Origin of the sequence: Roseovarius gaetbuli (assembly GCF_900172365.1) — a bacterium.
Lineage (GTDB): Bacteria > Pseudomonadota > Alphaproteobacteria > Rhodobacterales > Rhodobacteraceae > Roseovarius > Roseovarius gaetbuli.
Genome location: NZ_FWFJ01000054.1, coordinates 1 through 19,452, shown reverse-complemented (window position 1 = coordinate 19,452; position 19,452 = coordinate 1). Strand labels below are relative to the sequence as shown.

The following is a 19,452-nucleotide window of genomic DNA, read 5'->3' as shown; positions in this document are numbered from 1 at the left end:
GGCAGTCTATTTGCACGAGATCACAAACGGCTGCCAAGCCAAACGGATCATTGACGGCTGGATCGGCTTTTACAACACAGAGCGCCCCCACACCGCGCTCGACAAACGCACCCCAGACGCGGCATACTTCGAGCAAGCAGAGATACGAAAAGCGGCATGAACATAAATCTGATGCATCTTAGACAAGCCGCAAAACTGTCCTAAAAAGCAGGACCACTTCAGCTGCGAACCGTCACACAGCTTTAAGTCCCTCCAGTAACCTTTCCGCACAGGCGACACTCACGTCCTCTTCTGCGATAATAGCTTTCGCGATGTGGTCGATCTCGCTGCCGGTCGCACCGGCTGTAATCGCGATGTTGCGTGCATGTAATGTCATGTGCCCCCGTTGAATGCCTTCGGTGGCCAGCGCGCGCAGTGCGGCCATATTCTGCGCCAGACCAACCGCCACCGTCACCTCGGCAAGCTCTCGGGCGGACGACACGCCCATCAGCTTGAGCGCGGCCTGCGCGGCCGGATGGGTGCGCGTGGCCCCACCGACGATACCGAGCGCCATAGGTATTTCCAACGTTCCGACGAGCGCGCCATCCTTGGCGATCTCCCATGTGGTCAACGACTTGTAGCGGCCGGAACGCGAGGCAAAGGCATGGGCACCCGCCTCAACGGCACGCCAATCGTTACCTGTGGCCAAGACGACCGGGTCAATTCCGTTCATGATGCCCTTATTGTGGGTCGCAGCACGATAAGGATCGATCAGGGCCAGCGCACAGGCCTCGACTATGCCTTGCGACACCTCCGCACCGTCGTGCGTCCCCGACTTCAACGCATCTGTGGGAACGCGAACGCTGGCCGTTACTAGCCGCTTGTCGGCCAGATTGGAAAGAATGCGCAATCGCACTTTTCCACCGGTGATTTTTTCCACATGCGGGGCCACGGACTCGGCCATGGTGTTGACCGTGTTCGCACCCATGGCGTCGCGCACATCCACCAGAAGATGCAAAATGACCATCGAACCGATCAGACTATCAGAAAAGACTTCGACTTCGATGTCTTTGCAGCCACCACCAAGTCCGATCAGGACTGTGTCCCTGGAGTTGGCTTTTTCAATAATATTGTCTCGATCCGCCAGGAGCCGTGCGCGTGCGCCAAACGGATCGCCAAGCCCCAGGATCTGGATCTGCGCCCGCATGATCGGCGCGGTCGAGCTTGTACGGAAACCACCTCCTTCGCGGGCGATCTTGGCCATGTAGGAGGCGGCGGCGACAACGGATGGTTCTTCGACGGCCATTGGTACCAGATAGTCGCGGCCGTTAACCTTGAAGTTTGTTGCAACGCCAAGCGGCAACTCGTAAGTGCCGATCACATTTTCAATCATTCCGTTCGCGACATGAAGCCCAAGAGCCGGAGCGTCAGACAATGCATCAATAGCCGACTGGTCGATACCGGTAGCTAGCGACACAGCCTTCCGCCGCGCTTCCGGCTCCATATCTCGCATTCCTTCGATCCGCGACGATTGGGTGGCGTGACTTTCTTTGGACATCGTTATCTCCCTTTGAAAGGTGAACAGGATATTTAACGAAATGACGGGAAGAAGAAATGGTAATTCAGCGGGTTTGTCAGATGACTGGTTTTGCACCTGCCGGTTTCGGACGTCGACGCCATGGAGACGGGGCAACTAAAAATCCGCTTTGCAGACCGACGGGCTGTTACGTAGGATTGCAGGGTCGATGATGGCGGAGGTTTGCAAAACAATCACCGATCACTAACGGGAAATTCATTTAGGGTCACTTTAGTGCGGATCACCCGAGGGGCAGGTGAACGCGGCAAGAAATGAAACGACGATGCGAAATTCCTTTCAGGGTTGCTCGTCTAGCTATGGATTTTCATTGGGCTTATGTGCAAAGAGACTGAATATGTTTGAAAACCAACAGCCGATCCAAAAAGACAAGTTGCACGATCAGGTCTATGATCGGCTGTGCACATTGTTGCGCGAGGGTGAGTTTACACCTGGCCAGGCGGTGCCTGTTGCGCGGGTGGCCAAGGCCTTTGGCGTCAGCGCAATGCCTGTGCGCGAGGCGTTGACCCGGCTGCTTGCTGTCGGAGTTCTGGCAAATGTTTCTGGCCGGTCGGTTGGCGTGCCGGTGCTTGATTATGAAGAGTTGACCGATTTGCGCAATGTGCGCCTTGAGGTCGAGGCGCTCGCCGTAAGATGGGCGGTAAAGAACCGGGACGATGCTTTTCTGGCGGACCTTGATGATTTGCTGGAGCGCCTCGAAAACACAGAGCAGTCCGGCGATGTTCGCAGGTACATCAAGACCAACTACGAATTCCACTTTCGTCTTTACGAGCAATCGCGTTCACCTGTCTTGACGGAAATCATCGGTACGCTCTGGTTGCGCGTCAGTCCCCATCTTTATCAGTTGGAACTTGAGGACCAGTACAAGGTTTCAAATAACCATCACCGCAGAATCGTCGAATGCATCCGCAAGGGGGATGACAAAGGCGCATCGGAGGCTCTGATCGCTGACCTTTCCGATGCGTATGACGTGCTTGTCCGGATGCTTTTTGCTCCTGAGTCGGCTTAACAAAGACGACTCTACGCCGGTAGAGTCCACTATTTTTCCCTTTCATCATAAGTCATTGAACGAAATGTGGGAAATTTCCGAAATCTAAAACTTGATTTTTGATCAATAATCAATCAGCATTTGTTTATCTACTGCCGCGGAACAAACTCGGAGGATGTTTGTGCCGGTCGGCCCAATTGGGAGGAAAGTATGAAATATTCGAAAATCACCGCGGCTCTGATCGCAGGTTCAATGGCATTTGGCGCGTCCGCGAAGGCCGACATCCTGGATGTGCACATGAACATCCCCAAGGATCTGACATTCCTGGCTGACAGTGCGAAGTTGATGGATGAAACCCTCAGAAATATGAGCGGTGGAGATTCAGGCTTCCAGCTTTATGGTGCTGGTGAACTGGTCCCGGCAGGGGAAATCCTTGAAAACGTCAGCTCCGGTGCTATTCCGGCTGGTTGGAGCTTTCTGGGCCAGTGGGGCGGACAGGTTCCGGTTGCCCAAATCGGTGCGACACCCTTCGGCGCGGGCCCCGAAGCTCTGGCGGCCTGGTTGCATGTGGGCGGCGGTCTGGAGATCGTTCAGCGCGGCTTTGACCCGCTCAACATCAAGGTCATGGCCTGCCACGTCACCAACCCCGAGCCCGGCGGCTGGTTCAACAAGGAAATCAACTCGGTTGAGGACTTCAACGGGTTGAAGATGCGGATGAGTGGCGTCGGTGCACGCGTGCTGAACGAGTTTGGTGCTTCGGCCCAGTATCTGCCCGCAGGAGAGATTTATCTGGCTTTGGAACGTGGCCGGATCGACGCCACGGAATTTTCGCTTCCGATCATCGACAAGGATCTGGGCTTTAACCAGATCGCGAAATACTACTACTATCCGGGCTGGCATCAGCCGGGCAGTGCCGACATCCTGATGATCAACATGGATGTCTGGAACGGCATGAGCGAAGCAGAACAGGCCATGTATGAAGCGGCCTGCCAGGTCAGCCTGCAATGGACCCTGGCCTATGCGCCATCCGCCCAGATCCCGCAGATCGAGGAATTTGAGGCCGGTGGTACCATCGTCAAAACCTTCCCCGACGAGGTTCTGGCAGAACTGCGTGTCGTGACCGAGCGCGTCCTGAATGCCGAGGCCGAGAAAGACCCGCTCTACGGTGAGGCCTACCGCTCGATGAAGGACTTCGTGGCGTCTTCGGGCCGCTGGACCGCACTTCAGACCCTGCCAGCTGAGTAAGGTCATGGCTCAGGATTTGGAGTCACGTCCTGGTGATCCTGATCTTGGCACCGGCCCGGTCCATATGGTTCTGAACGGAATCCTATGGATCGGCCGGGCTGCGGCTTGGATCCTCATGCCAATCCTCGTGCTCGTTCTGATCAGTGTTGTGCTGTCCATGGCCAAGGTCGGCACGATCTTTAGCTGGGACAGCGATATCTTCCTGTTTGGCTCAAAGCTGACACTGTCGAGCATCGGAGATCTTCTGTGGCACTTGTTCGGGATCATGCTGATGCTGACCATGGCGGGGGCAATTATCACCGACTCGCATGTACGGGTGGATTTTCTTAGGCAGCACATGAGCGCGCGGAATAAGGCCATCGTGGATGTGATCGGGCATCTGTTTCTGCTCATCCCACTTTGCGCGATCGTGGCCTATCACGGCTATGATTTCACCGTCCGCTCTTTCCACATGGACGAGGGATCGAATTATGACGGGATGTACGACCGCTTTTTCATAAAGGCGTTCATCCCCATTGGCTTCGGTCTCATGCTACTTGCCGGGATCAACCTGACCATACGCGACCTGCGCGCACTTTTCACCAAACAATCCGGGAAAGCCGATGATTGAATATATCATTCCCCTGTCGATGGTCCTCTGTCTGCTCATCGGCATTTTCAGCGGCTACCCGGTGGCCTTTGTCCTGGGCGGTATTGGCATCTTGTTTGCCTTCATCGGCGGGCTGCCCTTTGCCTTCCTGAAGATTGGCGTGTCGCGCATCTTTGCGGGCGTCATCGAGAACTGGCTTTTGCTTGCGGTGCCGCTCTTTGTCTTCATGGGCGCGATGCTCGATAAGTCCGGGCTGGCTCAGAACCTGCTTTATTCGCTGGAACGGGCGCTTGGAAGCAAGCGCGGAGGGCTGGCGATTTCCGTCGCAATTCTTGGTATCATCATGGCCGCAAGCACTGGCATTGTCGGAGCGTCAGTTGTCATGCTCAGCACATTGGCCCTGCCGATTATGCTGCGGGAAAAATACAAGCCTGAACTGGCCGTTGGCGTAATCGCCGCGTCTGGCACGCTTGGTATTCTGATCCCTCCGTCGATCATGCTGGTTCTGGTGGGCGACATTCTGCAGATTTCTGTGGGCGAACTCTTTCTCGGCGCCATTATTCCCGGCCTACTGCTCGGCGGGCTTTATATCGGATACATCATCTTTATTGCGCTGACCAAGCCAACCTATGCACCCGTCTCCACCTCCGTACGGGCCGAGGGATCGCTGGCCCTGGCCTTGCTAAGAGATTTGTTTGCGCCTCTGGCACTGATCCTGACGGTGCTTGGGTCCATTGCTACGGGTATGGCGACGCCAACCGAAGCGGCCGGTCTTGGGGCGATCTGCGCAATGATCCTGGCCGCCATCAATCGCAAGCTGACCATGCCAACCCTGTCGAGTTGTGTCCGTGAGACTGGAAATACCTCTGCCATGATCCTCGGAGTGCTGGTGGGGGCCACGATCTTTAGCATGGTATTCAAGGGCCTGAAGGGCGACAAGATGATCGAGAACACAATCCTGTTCTTTGATCTTGGTGCTTATGGCACGCTGGGCATCCTTTTGCTGGTGATCTTTGTAATGGGGTTCTTCCTGGAGTGGGTTGAAATCAGCTTTATCGTGCTGCCACTCTTTGCGCCCATCGTCGCTGGGTTGGATTTCGGTCTGGGTATCTCACAGGAGCAGCAGCTTTTGTGGTTCGCCATGTTGGTGGCCGTCAACCTGCAAACCAGTTTCCTAACGCCACCCTTCGGATATTCGCTGTTCTACATCAAAGGCGTGGCCCCACCCGAGATCAGCATTCGCACAATCTACCGAGGCATCGTGCCGTTCGTCGCGTTGCAGCTTTTTGGCCTCGCGCTGCTGATCATCTGGCCTAGCATTGTACTTTGGGCACCCGACGCCGTGTTCGGCAATTGAAGGAGACTGACATGAACGACCATCCGATCGAGGCGAAAAAAGCCATGACAGACATGCGCCTGCCGGGGCTGGAGGGCAAAAAGGTTGTCATCACGGCGGGCGCCGGTGGCATAGGCTTTGCCATTGCTCGTCAACTCTATGCGCAGGGCGCGCGGGTTGCGATCTGTGACGTTGACGCGGATGCGCTGAAGCGGGCCAGCGACACCCTTGGGGGCTGCATAGCGGAGCAAGCGGATGTCTCGGACGAGGCTGCGGTTGAGGCTTTCTTTGATAAGGTCAAAACGGGTCTTGGCGGATTGGATGCGCTGGTAAACAATGCAGGCATCGCAGGTCCGACCGGCAATATCGAAGACCTGTCACCGGACGAGTGGCGGCGCTGCATTGATATCTGCCTGACGGGGCAATTCCTGTGCGCACGGCAAGCGATCCCGATGATCAAAGCCGCTGGTGGCGGCGCTCTGGTCAACATGGGTTCGGCCGCGTCCAAGCACGGATACGCCTATCGCACGCCTTATTCCGCCGCGAAGTTTGGCGTGATCGGTCTGACCCAAAGCCTTGCAAAGGAGCTTGGCCCCGACAACATCCGCGTGAACGCCGTCCTTCCCGGCATCGTAGAGGGTCCGCGCATGGACGGTGTTATCCGCGCCCGCGCCGAGGCAACGGGTGTCAGCTTTGATGCGATGCGCGAGGAGTATCTCAAGAATATCTCGCTGCGCCGCATGGTGTCGCCGGACGATGTCGCCACGACTGTGGCAATGCTGATTTCCGATCTCGGCAACAATCTCTCAGGGCAATCCCTTGCCGTCGACGGCAACGTCGAAACTCTGTGATTCAAAGAAGAAAGTTCGACCATGAGCATGAAGAACACACACGCGGGCAAAGTCATCATTACCTGTGCGGTCACGGGGGCCATCCACACGCCGTCGATGTCGCCGCATTTGCCGGTCACCCCTGAGGAGATTGTCGCAGAGTCGCTGGCCGCAGCAGAGGCTGGGGCCTCCATTCTCCATCTGCATGCGCGCAACCCCGAAGACGGGCGGCCCGATCAGAGCCCTGAGGGGTTTGCGGCCTTCCTGCCCCGGATCAAGCAAAGCACCAACGCGGTGCTCAACATCACCACCGGCGGCAGCCCTTACATGAGCGTCGCTGAGCGCGCCGCACCCGCCGCGACGTACCAGCCGGAGTTGGCCTCGTTGAACATGGGCTCGATGAATTTTGGGCTGTATCCGATGCTGAACCGGTTTAAGGAATTCAAGCACGACTGGGAGCGCGAGCATCTGGAAGGCTCGAAGGATCTGGTGTTCCGCAACTCGTTCAAGGACATCGAATACGTGCTTGAGACCTGCTACGGCAACGGCACCCGGTTCGAATTCGAATGCTATGACACCTCGCATCTCTACAACCTCGCGCATTTTGCTGATCGCGGGTTGGTCAAGGCGCCGTTCTTCGTGCAATCGGTGTTCGGACTGCTCGGCGGCATCGGTGGTCACCCCGAAGACGTCCTGCACATGAAGCGCACGGCCGACCGGCTGTTCGGCGACGATTTCCGTTGGTCGGTCCTGGGCGCAGGCGCGAACCAATTTCGGATCGCCACGCAGGCCGCCACGCTGGGCGGCAATGTGCGAGTGGGCCTCGAGGACAGCCTCTGGGCTGGGCGCGGCGAGTTGGCGACATCGAACGCCGTTCAGGTCAAGAAGATCCGCAGCATCATCGAAGGGCTGGGTCTGCAAGTTGCCACACCGGATGAAGCCCGCGAAATCCTTGGACTTAAGGGGGCGGATCAGGTCGCCTTCTGAATTGACCTTTGCCCGTCCCGTCGGCGGCATTCGGCACCGTTTGAACTCTCAGTGAGTGACAAGATGAAAAAAGCACTTTCGCCCCAGGCGGCCGCAGCACTTGTTCCGGATGGTGCCAGGATCATGATCGGCGGGTTCATGGGCGTCGGCACGCCGCGCCGAATGATCGAAGCGCTCGTGGCTGCCGGCAGGCGCGATCTTACCTTGATCGCGAACGATACTGCCATGCCGGGGCGCGGTATCGGGAAACTCATAACCGCGCGGGCTGTCAAACGCCTGATCGTGTCGCATATCGGTCTGAACCCCGAAACGCAGCAGCAAATGAACGATGGAAGCCTTGATGTCGAACTGATGCCGCAAGGGACGTTGGTCGAATGTATCCGTGCCGGCGGCATGGGGCTTGGCGGCGTCGTCACGCCGACAGGGCTTGGCACCGGGCTGGAGAACGGCAAGCGCATCCTGGAAATCGACGGCAAGCGCTTTCTTCTCGAAGCACCCATTCGCGCCGATTTCGCCGTCATCGCCGCACGCCAGTCGGATTATCTGGGCAATCTGGAATACTCGCTGACCGCTCAGAATTTCAATCCGATCATGGCGATGTCGGCAGATATCGTCATCGCCGAGCCCGAGCATATCGTCCCCGTCGGCGTCATTCCCCCGGATGCGGTGCGCACACCCGCCATACTGGTCGATCAATTGATAGAAAGGTCGCACTAGATGACGCCAAAGGAACGCATCGCTCGTCGTGTCGCACAAGAGATCGAGCCGGGCACACTCGTCAATCTCGGCATTGGCCTGCCCAGCCTCGTGGCAAGCTACGTTCCTACCGATGCAGGGGTGTTCTTCCAATCCGAGAACGGCGTCATCGGGTTGGGCGCGCGGCCACCCGAAGGCATGGAAGACCCCGACCTGACGGATGCAGGCGGCGGGTTCGTGACCGCCGTTCCGGGCGCAGCCGCCATTGACAGCGCGATGAGTTTTGGGCTGATCCGCGGCGGTCATATCGACCTGACCGTGCTGGGCGGCCTGCAGGTGGATGAGACCGGGCACCTCGCCAACTGGATGATCCCCGGTAAGATGGTTCCGGGCATGGGCGGCGCGATGGATCTGGCAACCGGCGCACGGCGCGTCATCGTCGCCATGCAGCACGTGGCGAACGGTGTCAGCAAGGTCGTCCGGACCTGCGATCTGCCCCTGACGTCGAACCGGCCGATAGACCTGCTGGTCACGGACATGGCCGTGTTCGAAGTCGCCAGATCCCGTCTGATCCTGAAGGAAATTGCGCCGGGTTTGACACTTGAAGATCTGCGCACCGCAACCGACGCACGCTTTGAAACGGCGGATGACCCGGTAACGATGGCGTAACCGCATGTCGGGCACGCAAAGGAGAATGAACATGACCAAGATAGCGACCATAGGATGCGGTTTGATCGGACAGGGCTGGGCGACCGTTTTTGCACAGGCGGGCTTTGACGTTGCGATGTATGACGCCTCGGCCGAGGCTGCGGAGCGCGCGCTAGAGACCATGGCAAGCCGGATATCCGATCTCGTCGAATTCGAGCTGGTCACCGCGGCGGACGCCCCCCGGATATTGCAGCGGATCACTGTCGCGCCGAGCCTTGAGGACGCACTCAATGACGCCGTCTACATCCAGGAAAGTGGTCCTGAACGCCTCGATGTGAAACGCGAAATCACGCAGATGCTGGACGCCATCGCGGCGCCGGACGTCCCGATTGGCAGCTCCACCTCCGGCATTTCGGCATCGCGATATTGCAAGGAGATAGCAGGGCGACATCGCTGCCTTGTCGTGCATCCGATCAATCCGCCGCACCTTATCCCAGCAGTTGAAATCGTGCCGACCCCGTGGACCGATCCGGATATCGTTTCAAAGGTGAATGCATTGATGATTGAGTGCCGCCGCGAAACCATCGTTCTGAGCGAGGAGATCGACGGCTTTGTTGTCAACCGCCTGCAAGGCGCGCTTCTTGAAGAAGCCTTCAAGCTAGTGGGGAGTGGCATCGTCTCGGCGGCAGACCTGGATAAGGCCATTTCCGACGGACTCGGGCTGCGTTGGTCATTCATGGGGCCGATGCAGACGATACACCTCAACGCCCCGGAAGGCGTCGCTCAATATGTTGAAAGATATGGAGAAATGTACCGTAGTTTCGGCGTCGGCCCCTCCGATTCAGTCGACTGGAAGGACGTCGCCAATGAAAAGCTCGGGCCCGAATTCGAAGAGCGCATTCCTACTTCAGACATCCCCGACGCCCAAGCCGCCCGCGACCGAAAGTTGATGGCCCTGCTGCGCCACAAGGCGCAGACCCGCTCGGAAACGCCGCCCGTTTCCCCCGTAACTCAGGAGTAAAGACCCATGTCCAGCCCCCAGATCCTAACCCTGTCTCCCACAGATAATATCGCCGTGGCCTTGCGTCAGATTGACGTTGGCGCACCGCTTGCGTCTTCCGGCATGACTGCCGCGGACAAGATACCTTCGGGACACAAGGTGGCGCTGGCTGAAATCAGTGCGGGTCAGCAGATCATCAAATATGGCCGCGTCATCGGTGTCGCGACGCAGGACATTCCGAGCGGCGCCCATGTTCACGTGCACAATGTTGCGATGACAAGCTTTCACCGGAACGAGAAGTTCGGCGAGAATGCAAAGGAGACGGGGATTCTGCCGTTGTCCGAGAGGGCGACATTTGAAGGATATCGCCGTGACAGTGGCGCCGTGGGGACCCGGAACTACGTCGGTATCGTCACATCCGTCAATTGTTCGGCCTCTGCGGCGAAGCTCCTGGCCAAAGAGGCCGAGCGATCGGGACTTCTGGATGGTTTCCCCGGTGTCGATGGGATCGTCCCAATCGTTCACGGTGCCGGGTGCTGTATCGGAACGGATGATGAGGCCTTCCGTAAATTGCAACGCGCCATTTGGGGCTATGCCACACACCCGAATTTTGCCTCCGTCCTGATGCTTGGTCTTGGCTGCGAGGCCAACCAGATCCCGCTGATGCTCGAAGCCTACGGGCGGCCTGATGACAAAAGCTTTCAATACTACACGCTGCAAAGCGCGGGTGGCACACGAAAATCTATCGAGAAAGGTCTGCAGTGGCTTGAGACCGCTTTGGCGCAAGCCGCCGAGGCAAAGCGCGAAACAATTGATGCATCGCACCTCAGCGTGGCACTGCAATGCGGCGGTTCAGACGGCTATTCCGGAATCACGGCGAACCCCGCTCTTGGCCATGCAGTCGACTTGTTGGTCATGAACGGTGGGACGGCGGCACTTGCTGAAACGCCCGAGATTTACGGGGCAGAAAACCTTCTGACGGATCGCGCTGCCTCGTCTGAAGTTGGCCGGAAATTGGTTGATTTGCTGGAGTGGTGGGAAGACTACGCTGCCAAACACGGTTCTGAAATGAACAACAACCCGACTCCCGGTAACAAGATGGGCGGCCTTACCACAATCCTGGAGAAATCCCTTGGCGCGGTTGCGAAGGCCGGCAGCACGAATTTGAACGGTGTCTATCAGTACGGTGAAAAGATCACGGCGAAGGGGTTGGTTTTTGTAGATAGCCCCGGATACGATCCGGTCTCTCTTACTGGAGAGGTCGCCTCTGGATGCAATATGATCTGTTTTACGACAGGCCGCGGTTCCTGCTATGGCAACAAGCCCGTCCCTTCGATCAAGATCGCCTCTAACAGCGCGATGTATCATCGCATGCAAGACGATATGGATATAAACTGCGGCACGATTGCGGAAGGCAGCGAAACCGTGGCTGAAGCGGGCAAACGGATTTTCGACGCTATTCTGGCCAACGCCTCGGGCCAAAAGACCAAGTCCGAAGAGCTGGATATCGGCGATGCAGAATTCGCACCTTGGCAAACATACGCTCAGATGTAATCGGACGGCGTTTGGCAGTTTGGACCTGATAGTGGGAATAATTCCTTGAAGAACGGTAAGCGTTTCCTGGCCCGCACCTTCCCAATTCTCACCTGACCTGAGATTTCGCACCTGACGGAGATTAGGGCAGGAGTTTCGCGATGGCGACTACGGTGGGGTTTCTCAGGGGCTACGGTGTGGACATACGGACCAATGGTCAGCGACGCTGGCCGGATGAGGTCAAGGCGCGGATCGTGGCTGAGAGCTTGAAGCCCGGGGCGACGGTGAACGGGGTTTCTGCGCGGTATGGGCTTCGGGCAAACCATCTGTCGGAATGGCGCAGTCGGGCGCGTGACGGCAGGTTGGTTTCACCCGCAGTTGAAGAGGCCGACTTTTGTTTTGCGCCGATCGTGGTGTCGGATGATGGCGGCGACCCCATTCGCGTGGCCCATTGTTGGGCACACGCGCGCCGCAAACTGAAGGCAGTCTTTGACCGCGACGGCTCAGAGATCGCCGCCGAAGGCCTGTGCCGCATCGCCCAGATCTATGCCGTTGAAGCCGATATCCGTGGTATCGACCCCGGCCAGCGATTGTCAGCCCGCCAGGCCCGCAGCGCCCCGCTGGTCGCAGCCTTCGGCGACTGGCTGCAGGCGCAACGCCGCAAGATCTCCAGCAAGTCTCGGCTGGGCGAAAAGCTGACCTACATCCACAATCACTGGAACGGGCTGCACACCTTCCTGACCGATGGTCGTCTCGAGATTGACAACAACAGGGTCGAAAACCTGATCCGCCCGATCGCAATCAATCGTAAGAACGCCCTCTTTGCCGCGCACGACGAAGGCGGCATTGCATGGGGCCGCATCGCCTCATTGGTCGAGACCTGCAAAATCAATCGCATCGAACCCTTCGCCTACCTTAAGGCAACGCTGACAGCGATTGCCAACGGACACCCGCAAAGCCGCCTTGACGACCTTCTGCCGTGGAAATTTGCGCCGTCAAGCTAACCCGCTGGTGTTGTTCAGCTAACGCTTACTGAAGGTCTACGCTGTCGGACGTGCCTTATGAGTTCGGGTGATTTAACGAATTCAACCGGTAAAATACTGACCGGACACAGTTACCCTGACGCTCGCAAGTGAAGCAAGGTGTGGCAATAAATTGCTTTCGTATCGGCTGCATACCGAGGAAAATCTGGGCGTCCGGCGCCGACATGGCCGGAAAGGGGGCTCGTGGATCTGAGCCTCCCCCAAAGACGTGGTCCGCCCCTATAATTAGGAAGGCGGAGGACCAAGAATGGCCATTAAGAGCCCCAAGCCCGAAGAGATTGTCGTGAAGTTGCGGCAGGTTGAAGTTCTGATGGGGCAACTTGCAGGACATCGCACGCCCGTCGCTGGCTCACCTGATGAACATCCATCAAATGCGCGACAGCTTTGCGTTTCCCAACGGGCGTCACCATTTTTTTGAATTAGATGTCTCGCAGCATGGCGTTGTCGAGCATCTGTTCTGCCAAGAGCTTCTTGAGCTTCCCGTTCTCGCCCTCCAATGCCTTCAACCGCTTCGCATCAGATGCCTCCATGCCGCCATACTTAGATTTGTATTTGTAGAACGTCGCGGAGCTGATCCCGTACCGCCGACATACATCTGCGGTCTTCTTACCAGATTCCTGTTCCTTGATCATCGCTATGATCTGTTCGTCCGAAAATCGTGCCTTCATTTGTCCGCCCTTTTGTTGGGCGGACTCTACACAAAAATGGAGGAGTTTTGGGAGCACAGGTCAGAACTTCCCGGCTGGCTGCCGCAACCTGAGCCAGACGGTGCATGCTTGAGACTCAAGAAAGCTGGGCATACACTTGCAATTGCTTTCAGTCGGGGATTGTGATGTCAACGCAAAGGGAAAGTCAAAGGTCAGTTCGATCTATATCCCATCTCCAGTGGATGAGATTGGTCGTGGTGTATTTCCTCATCCCGCTGGTTTTATTGATCTGCGGCGGGGACCTCGGTTGGTGGCAGGCGTGGCTCTATTCCCTTCTGATCGTTGCGGCTGGCATTGGTGGGCGTCTGTGGGCGGAACGGCGGCATCCCGGATTGACCGCCGAACGACAAAATATTGAGAATTTCCAAAATGCAAAAGCCTGGGACAAAGTGCTCGCGCCACTTATGGCGGTGAGTATCGTAGTCCCCCTTGTCATCGTGGCAGGGCTGGACCACCGTTACCATTGGTCGCCCGAATTTCCGTTATGGGTCAATGCCGTTGGCTTCATCTTGATCGCGCTCGGATATTTTTTAGGGGCATGGTCATTGGCCGAGAACCGCTTTTTCTACAGTGTGGTGCTCATTCAGACGGATCGGGGGCATGTGGTATGTGACAGTGGTCCGTATCGGTTTGTGCGGCATCCGGCCTATGCGGGAAGTATCTTTCCATTGTTCGGCATTGTTCTTGCTCTGGATTCCGTTTGGACCCTGTTTCCTGTGGCTGCGGCAACAATCATCACGGTACTCAGAACGGTACTTGAAGACCGAACCCTGAAAGAAGAGTTGCCGGGCTATCGCGACTATGCACGTCGTGTGCGCTATCGGTTGCTTCCCGGGATATTCTGAGCATCCGGAATGATAGGCGTCCTTGATCAAGGGTGACGGTCAGCCGGGAAAGCAGTGCGCCGCCTGACAGGGGCTTTCACAGGCATACTCCAATAGGGGCTGGAACCCGAAGAATGCAGACCTTGCCCAATAACCTGTATGGCCGGATCAGTTTTTGTAGTAATCAGAAAATATGAAGCCGACGGTCACGACACTTGATACGCCTGAAGTGGAAACGCTCGACGTGGAAATTGTCGAGCGCAAAGGACTTGGGCACCCGGACAGCATTTGCGACGCCATTGCCGAACAATTCAGCCTTTCGCTTTGCCGTTTCTATCTGGATCAGTTCGGCCTCGTACTTCACCACAACGTCGACAAGGCGCTATTGTGGGGCGGTAGCGCACGCTCGGCCTTCGGCGGCGGCGAAGTGAAACAGCCTTTCGAGTTCTTTGTTGCGGGGCGCGCAACGGCCGAGTTCAAGGGTATCAAGGTGCCGGTCGAAAAATTGTTCCATGAAGCCGCAATGACCTGGCTGCGGCAGCACATGCACGCCCTCGACCCAACGACAGACGCGGTTTTCCATACTTTGACGAGGCCCGGTTCACCCGATCTGGTCGATCTGTTCCTGCGTCAACGTTCAGAGGGGGTTGCGCTGGCGAATGACACATCCCTCGGCGTCGGTTACGCGCCGCTGAGCGAGTTGGAAACAATCGTTTTGCGGCTAGAGCAGCATCTGAACTCACCATCTGTCAAAGCGGCCCATCCAGAGATCGGCGAAGACATCAAGATCATGGGAGTCCGAAGGGCTGGCATCATCCACCTGACGATCGGTTGTGCGTTCGTTGATCGTTTTGTGTCAGGCCTGCATGAATATTGCGCGGCAAAGACGCGTGTAGCCGAGATGGCCATGCAAATTGGCGGGCGCTTCACCGACAGGGAGATCATGGTCAACGTCAACGCGGCCGACAACGTGGCCACTGAGAGTGTTTTTATGACTGTGACCGGAACGTCGGCGGAATCGGGCGACGATGGCGAAGCCGGGCGCGGAAACAGGGCAAACGGATTGATCACACCCTATCGCCCAATGACCATGGAATCGATCGCGGGCAAGAACCCGATCACCCATGTTGGAAAACTCTACAATCTCGCCGCTGGGCTGATCGCGCATGCACTTGTGGAAGAGATACCGGATGTCATCGAAGCACAGTGTTTCCTGGTCAGCGAGATCGGCAGGCCGGTCAACGAACCCCAGGCAGTGGATATCAAGCTGCGGCTGCGCGATCCTGCCCGGATGCCGGATGCACGACACTTCGCGCAAGAAATAGCCGCGGATCAAATCTCTCGCCTCGATCAGATATGGTCACAGTCGTTGAACGGCGAGATTGGCTTCAATCGTTGGCCGCTGAAATAGTGGAGTAGCCCCCTGAAAGTGGTCCACCAACCGGGATAGATTTGTCCCGCGATTTGGAGGATCAGCGATGGCTGGAAAACGAGAGAAGCCCGAAGAGATTGTATTGAAACTTCTGAGCCCTTCGCGTCGCCGGAAGTGCATTGATCACGTACGGCAGGAGTTTGGTGTTTCCGAACGCCGCGCCTGCCGTACTCTGGGTCAGCATCGATCCACGCAGCGCAAGGTTCCACTTGGCCGCTCTGATGAAGAGCAATTGACCGAAGACATCATCGAACTGGCCCGTCAATACGGGCGTTATGGATATCGGATGGTGCCCGGTCTGCTGAACAACTCAGGCTGGCAGGTGACCCACAAGCGCGTTGAACGGATTTGGCGGTGTGAAGGGCTGAAGGTCCCGCACAAGCAGCGAAAGAAAGGGCGACTTTGGTTGAATGACGGCTCGTGTGTCCGGCTGCGACCCGAGCGGCCAAAATCCTGATCTAACAATGGCGCGTCCACTACAACACGGTCAGGCCGCATAGAGCCCTGGGGTATCGCCCGCCCGCGCCAGAAAGCATCCTGCCAGTAGACCAAAGGCCGACAATGCATTAACAATTAAAATGGACCACCCGATGGGGGCACTCCAGTGATCGCAGCAGGTAGAGCGATACGATAAAGATAGCGACGTTCGATGCCATTATAGCATAGTTGAACACCTGTTTTTTGTACATGCCCCACAGGAAGAGCAGCATTATGACGGCCATTACGACGCCCATATAAAGCGCCATATACGTCCCTGTTTCGCTGAACTGGATGTGTTCCAAAGCGTATGTATTCAGACACATCAACCCGAACATCACCACCGTCGATGTGACGATCATTGCAATGAATCTCGTATAACTCATCTTCGTCCTCCAAATTGTAATCTTTGAAAACAAACAACATTCCTACGGGGGAAGGTTCCAAACAAATGGTAGACATTAACACGAGAGATGCGGCAAATTGTGAAAATTGCTTTAGTGCGAGCGATCAATCAGCGTTTATTTGCAAAGCCTTAGCGTTCGATGACCTCGGCTGATCAGCCGGTTCACGCCGATCTGTTGTGGGCCGCCAAAGAAAAGGCAGGAATAACGCCCGAGCTCAGCTCCTGTCACACAGGGTTCATCGACGGATATGTCATTGAGGGTCATGTCCCTGCGGCTGACATCCAACGGCTGTTGGTTGAGCGCCCCGACGCCCTTGGTCTGGCCGTCCCCGGAATGCCAATTGGCTCGCCCGGTATGGAAATGGGAAACCAGCGAGACGCTTTCGACACGCTGCTCCTTCTGCGTAATGGTGACACCGCTGTGTTTGAAAGCCACACCTGACCCCAGATAAGCACATCAGTCGTCAGTACTACTGGCACTGCCATACTTGTAAGACCGGGATTATTGGCGCCCCAGTTTAGCAAAAGAGGGCATTGTAGTTTTGCGGAAATGGCTCGAAAAAGACAGATATCCCAAGTGACTACTGATTGATTTTCGGTTCGACCAAGCGCGGCCAGTGGCGATGATAATCGTCGATCACGATCCGATGGCTGTGAATTCGTCCTTCGCTCACATGCGGATGATCTGTTGGAAGGTCGTCGTGCGAATGCTGCACAGACTGGCTGCTCTCTCTTGGCCAAAACGCGATCCCGCTGACCATGCCGATACCCGCCAGCAGCGCCAACACCGCAAATGCTACCGTTGGCCCGGAAACTGTGATCAACCAACCTGCAAGCGGGTAGGTCACCAGCCAACAAGCGTGTGACAGGGCGAATTGGGCAGCATAAACGGCAGGTCGATCTTCGGCGTGGGCTGAGCGTTTGAGAAGACGTCCAGAGGGGGTGAGAACGGTAGAATAGCCAATCCCGATGATGAACCAACCTGCCAGAAGCGGTATCCATTGCGTCTCATAAACCAGTGCCATCAAAGATAGGGCCAACAGCGCAGCCACCAGCACCAACGCGCCGCCGATCATCACCGGGCGGTCGGGGCGGTTGTCCAACAGCCGGGGCAGCAGCAGTGCGGCCAGCATCGACCCACCGCCGAAAGCTCCGAGGGCTATGGCAACCTGAGAGTCCCCAAGGCCGAGGTCAGAGCGGACGAGGACCACTGTATTCACCAGCACCATCGCACCTGCGGCGGCTGCGGCAAAGTTGAGCGACAGCAACCCGCGCAGGCGTGGCGTGGCGAGATATATGCGCGTCCCCCGTGTGGTACGGTCGTAGATGCCTCGTTTGGCCGTTGGCTGTGGGCTGGGCAATATCACCGAGACAACCAATGCAGCGGAGCCGACAAAGCCGACGACCGTGCCAAAGAACAAAGCATTGTAGCTGACGAATACCAGCAGGACTGCCGCCAGCAGTGGGCTGATGATGTTCTCCAGATCATAGGCCAGACGCGACAAGGACAAGGCACGTGTGTAGCGGTCTTCCTCTGGCAGAATGTCGGGGATCGTGGCCTGAAACGTCGGTGTGAAGGCGGCGGATGCGGATTGTAGCACGAAGATCAAGACGTAGACCTGCCAGACCTCGGTCACGAAAGGCAAGCACAGGGCAACGGCGGCACGGACCAGATCAAGGCTGACCAACATGCTGCGGCGCGGCCAGCGGTTGGCGAACGCGCCGACAATCGGAGCAATACCGACATAGGCCACCATCTTGATCGTAAAGATCGTGCCAAGGACAAGGCCCGCACGTTCGCCCGACAGATCATAGGCCAGCAGCCCTAGTGCAATGGTCGCCAGCCCCGTTCCCAGCAGCGCCACTACCTGTGCCAAGAACAGATGGCGGTAAGTGCGGTCAGCGAGGACAGAGAGCATGGACCTTCCTTACAGGTATTTGGTGATCGCCTTGAACTCGGCAGTGACGGAAGATTCCCCTGTGCCAACCAGGGCATCGTCGAGGCAATGATCGATGTGGTTCTGGATCAACGTGCGCTTGGCCTGCTGCACAGCCTTCTCCACAGCTTGCAGTTGTTGTGCGATGTCCACACAGGGTTTCTCATCCTCGATCATCGTGATGACACTGGCCAAATGCCCGTTGGCATGTTTCAGCCGCTTGACGATGGCAGGGTGACTTGCATGGGTCGTGTGTTTCGTCATATCAAAGAGGTAACCACCTGGGGGGGATCAGGCAAGTGGGCCAAGACCCGCAAGAACAGGTGGAATGGCACGGGCAATCACGGGCTACTTGAGAGGACTGCTGACCATCGCTTTGGCGGTTGGTATGCTCCTGTCCGCCAACTCCCGGTCGGTCTCCCATGATTTCACTGAACTGGCAAAGATCGTCGCCGAGCATCATGCCGAGATCGACGAACACGGCCACGCCCACGAGGATATCGTTGAGCTGATGCATGCCTATCACGGCCACAGCCATGAGATCGCGGACCATGACCATAACATCGCGTTTCTTCCGCCACGTGAACCTGCGGGGTCTATAATGCCGACCAGCACGGGTTGGGCTATGGCGAATAGCGCGATGCCGGACAGCCGCGACTACGGATTAGATCGGCCGCCACGCGTGTGATGTTGCGCCCAACAGGGCGTTCAATCCATCACATTCACAAAGCGGAAAATCCAGATGTTACCAAACCGATCTGATCGGTCGGGGCAGCAGTCGCATCCTATGCGCCAGTCCCTGACAATCTTCACCGCCGCTCTGCTGTTGCTCATGGCATTCGCGACCTCGGCCTATGCCCATGACGTGACCCTGGGGGACGCGGGCGACATCCAAGAGACTTTCGGGGTGCATATCATCTCGTTCATCTATCTGGGCGCAAAGCATATGATGATAGGATACGACCATATCTTGTTCCTGCTCGGCGTCTTCTTTCTTTACTACATGAAGGACGTGGCGATTTACGTCAGTCTTTTTGCCATCGGTCACTCGGTCACCATGCTCTTGGGCGTGTGGAATATTTTTGCCACTTTTAACGGAACCGACTTGCGGTTGCCAGCAAGGCACAATACATACGCTAAACCAACTGTCGCGGGATGGAGCAGCCCGGTAGCTCGTCAGGCTCATAACCTGAAGGTCGTA

Annotated in this window: 19 protein-coding genes and 6 pseudogenes; 20 read left to right on the top strand and 5 right to left on the bottom strand. The window is 57.0% G+C overall.

The window, feature by feature from the left end:
- The first annotated feature begins 10 nt into the window (after nt 1-10).
- Complete coding sequence (locus tag ROG8370_RS21480; protein WP_212580115.1) at nt 11-160, top strand: integrase core domain-containing protein; 150 nt, start codon at nt 11-13, stop codon at nt 158-160.
- Nucleotides 161-232: 72 nt separating this feature from the next.
- Here the strand turns inward: ROG8370_RS21480 and ROG8370_RS17740 are convergent, their stop codons facing one another.
- The gene (locus ROG8370_RS17740; protein WP_281252711.1) at nt 233-1,633 is read right to left on the bottom strand and encodes a hydroxymethylglutaryl-CoA reductase, degradative; all 1,401 of its coding nucleotides are present in this window, start codon (nt 1,631-1,633) and stop codon (nt 233-235) included.
- Nucleotides 1,634-1,910: 277 nt separating this feature from the next.
- Between ROG8370_RS17740 and ROG8370_RS17735 the strand changes: the two genes are divergently transcribed.
- The 12 genes and pseudogenes from ROG8370_RS17735 to tnpC all read left to right on the top strand — a co-directional run.
- Nucleotides 1,911-2,582, top strand: a complete 672-nt coding sequence (locus ROG8370_RS17735) for a GntR family transcriptional regulator (protein ID WP_085828487.1) — start codon at nt 1,911-1,913, stop codon at nt 2,580-2,582.
- A 189-nt stretch (nt 2,583-2,771) separates the two neighbouring features.
- Nucleotides 2,772-3,806 (top strand): TRAP transporter substrate-binding protein, encoded by a 1,035-nt coding sequence (locus ROG8370_RS17730; RefSeq protein ID WP_085828486.1) that lies wholly within the window; start codon nt 2,772-2,774, stop codon nt 3,804-3,806.
- A 4-nt stretch (nt 3,807-3,810) separates the two neighbouring features.
- Nucleotides 3,811-4,416 (top strand): TRAP transporter small permease subunit, encoded by a 606-nt coding sequence (locus ROG8370_RS17725; protein WP_085828485.1) that lies wholly within the window; start codon nt 3,811-3,813, stop codon nt 4,414-4,416.
- Complete coding sequence (locus tag ROG8370_RS17720) at nt 4,409-5,752, top strand: TRAP transporter large permease (protein WP_085828484.1); 1,344 nt, start codon at nt 4,409-4,411, stop codon at nt 5,750-5,752. Before ROG8370_RS17725 ends, ROG8370_RS17720 begins: the two co-directional genes overlap by 8 nt.
- An 11-nt stretch (nt 5,753-5,763) precedes the next feature.
- Nucleotides 5,764-6,582, top strand: a complete 819-nt coding sequence (locus tag ROG8370_RS17715; RefSeq protein ID WP_245827483.1) for an SDR family oxidoreductase — start codon at nt 5,764-5,766, stop codon at nt 6,580-6,582.
- 21 nt (nt 6,583-6,603) lie between these two features.
- Nucleotides 6,604-7,548: a 3,5-dioxohexanoate:acetyl-CoA acetone transferase gene (gene kce / locus ROG8370_RS17710; RefSeq protein ID WP_085828483.1), complete on the top strand. Its 945-nt coding sequence runs from the start codon at nt 6,604-6,606 to the stop codon at nt 7,546-7,548.
- Nucleotides 7,549-7,611: 63 nt separating this feature from the next.
- A complete protein-coding gene (locus ROG8370_RS17705; protein WP_085828482.1) occupies nt 7,612-8,265 on the top strand; it encodes a CoA transferase subunit A in 654 nt (217 codons plus the stop codon).
- Nucleotides 8,266-8,913 (top strand): 3-oxoacid CoA-transferase subunit B, encoded by a 648-nt coding sequence (locus tag ROG8370_RS17700; protein ID WP_085828481.1) that lies wholly within the window; start codon nt 8,266-8,268, stop codon nt 8,911-8,913.
- 31 nt (nt 8,914-8,944) lie between these two features.
- Nucleotides 8,945-9,913, top strand: coding sequence for a 3-hydroxyacyl-CoA dehydrogenase (locus ROG8370_RS17695; protein ID WP_085828480.1), 969 nt, complete (start codon nt 8,945-8,947; stop codon nt 9,911-9,913).
- 6 nt (nt 9,914-9,919) lie between these two features.
- Complete coding sequence (locus tag ROG8370_RS17690) at nt 9,920-11,446, top strand: UxaA family hydrolase (protein WP_085828479.1); 1,527 nt, start codon at nt 9,920-9,922, stop codon at nt 11,444-11,446.
- A gap of 140 nt (nt 11,447-11,586) precedes the next feature.
- Nucleotides 11,587-11,793 (top strand): annotated as a pseudogene (locus tag ROG8370_RS21650) (transposase); the annotation flags it as partial.
- A gap of 48 nt (nt 11,794-11,841) precedes the next feature.
- Nucleotides 11,842-12,429, top strand: a pseudogene (gene tnpC, locus ROG8370_RS17685) (IS66 family transposase); the annotation flags it as partial.
- 362 nt (nt 12,430-12,791) lie between these two features.
- Here the strand turns inward: tnpC and ROG8370_RS17680 are convergent.
- Nucleotides 12,792-13,136 (bottom strand): annotated as a pseudogene (locus tag ROG8370_RS17680) (transposase); the annotation flags it as partial.
- A gap of 233 nt (nt 13,137-13,369) precedes the next feature.
- On the opposite strand from ROG8370_RS17680, the gene ROG8370_RS17675 reads away from it, so the two are divergent.
- The 4 genes and pseudogenes from ROG8370_RS17675 to ROG8370_RS21360 all read left to right on the top strand — a co-directional run.
- On the top strand, nt 13,370-14,020 hold the full coding sequence (locus ROG8370_RS17675; RefSeq protein WP_212580118.1) for a methyltransferase family protein: 651 nt from the start codon (nt 13,370-13,372) through the stop codon (nt 14,018-14,020).
- Between the two features lie 172 nt (nt 14,021-14,192).
- Nucleotides 14,193-15,410 (top strand): methionine adenosyltransferase, encoded by a 1,218-nt coding sequence (locus ROG8370_RS17670; RefSeq protein WP_085828475.1) that lies wholly within the window; start codon nt 14,193-14,195, stop codon nt 15,408-15,410.
- A gap of 106 nt (nt 15,411-15,516) precedes the next feature.
- A pseudogene (locus tag ROG8370_RS17665) lies at nt 15,517-15,879 on the top strand (IS3 family transposase); the annotation flags it as partial.
- 17 nt (nt 15,880-15,896) lie between these two features.
- Nucleotides 15,897-16,001: pseudogene (locus tag ROG8370_RS21360) on the top strand (integrase core domain-containing protein); the annotation flags it as partial.
- On the opposite strand, the gene ROG8370_RS17660 reads toward ROG8370_RS21360, so the two are convergent.
- Nucleotides 15,998-16,294, bottom strand: coding sequence for a hypothetical protein (locus ROG8370_RS17660; protein WP_085828474.1), 297 nt, complete (start codon nt 16,292-16,294; stop codon nt 15,998-16,000). The pseudogene ROG8370_RS21360 and the gene ROG8370_RS17660 sit on opposite strands and share 4 nt — an antisense overlap.
- A 189-nt stretch (nt 16,295-16,483) precedes the next feature.
- On the opposite strand from ROG8370_RS17660, the pseudogene ROG8370_RS17655 reads away from it, so the two are divergent.
- A pseudogene (locus tag ROG8370_RS17655) lies at nt 16,484-16,756 on the top strand (DUF411 domain-containing protein); the annotation flags it as partial.
- Between the two features lie 139 nt (nt 16,757-16,895).
- On the opposite strand, the gene ROG8370_RS17650 reads toward ROG8370_RS17655, so the two are convergent.
- Together ROG8370_RS17650 and ROG8370_RS17645 are read right to left on the bottom strand one after the other, a co-directional pair.
- Nucleotides 16,896-18,233, bottom strand: coding sequence for an MFS transporter (locus ROG8370_RS17650; protein ID WP_085828472.1), 1,338 nt, complete (start codon nt 18,231-18,233; stop codon nt 16,896-16,898).
- A 9-nt stretch (nt 18,234-18,242) separates the two neighbouring features.
- Nucleotides 18,243-18,515, bottom strand: a complete 273-nt coding sequence (locus ROG8370_RS17645; RefSeq protein WP_085828471.1) for a metal-sensing transcriptional repressor — start codon at nt 18,513-18,515, stop codon at nt 18,243-18,245.
- A gap of 64 nt (nt 18,516-18,579) precedes the next feature.
- On the opposite strand from ROG8370_RS17645, the gene ROG8370_RS17640 reads away from it, so the two are divergent.
- A complete protein-coding gene (locus ROG8370_RS17640) occupies nt 18,580-18,939 on the top strand; it encodes a hypothetical protein (protein WP_139838208.1) in 360 nt (119 codons plus the stop codon).
- A gap of 99 nt (nt 18,940-19,038) precedes the next feature.
- Nucleotides 19,039-19,452, top strand: a 414-nt coding sequence (locus tag ROG8370_RS17635) for a HupE/UreJ family protein (protein WP_212580117.1), incomplete at its 3' end; no start/stop codon positions are given.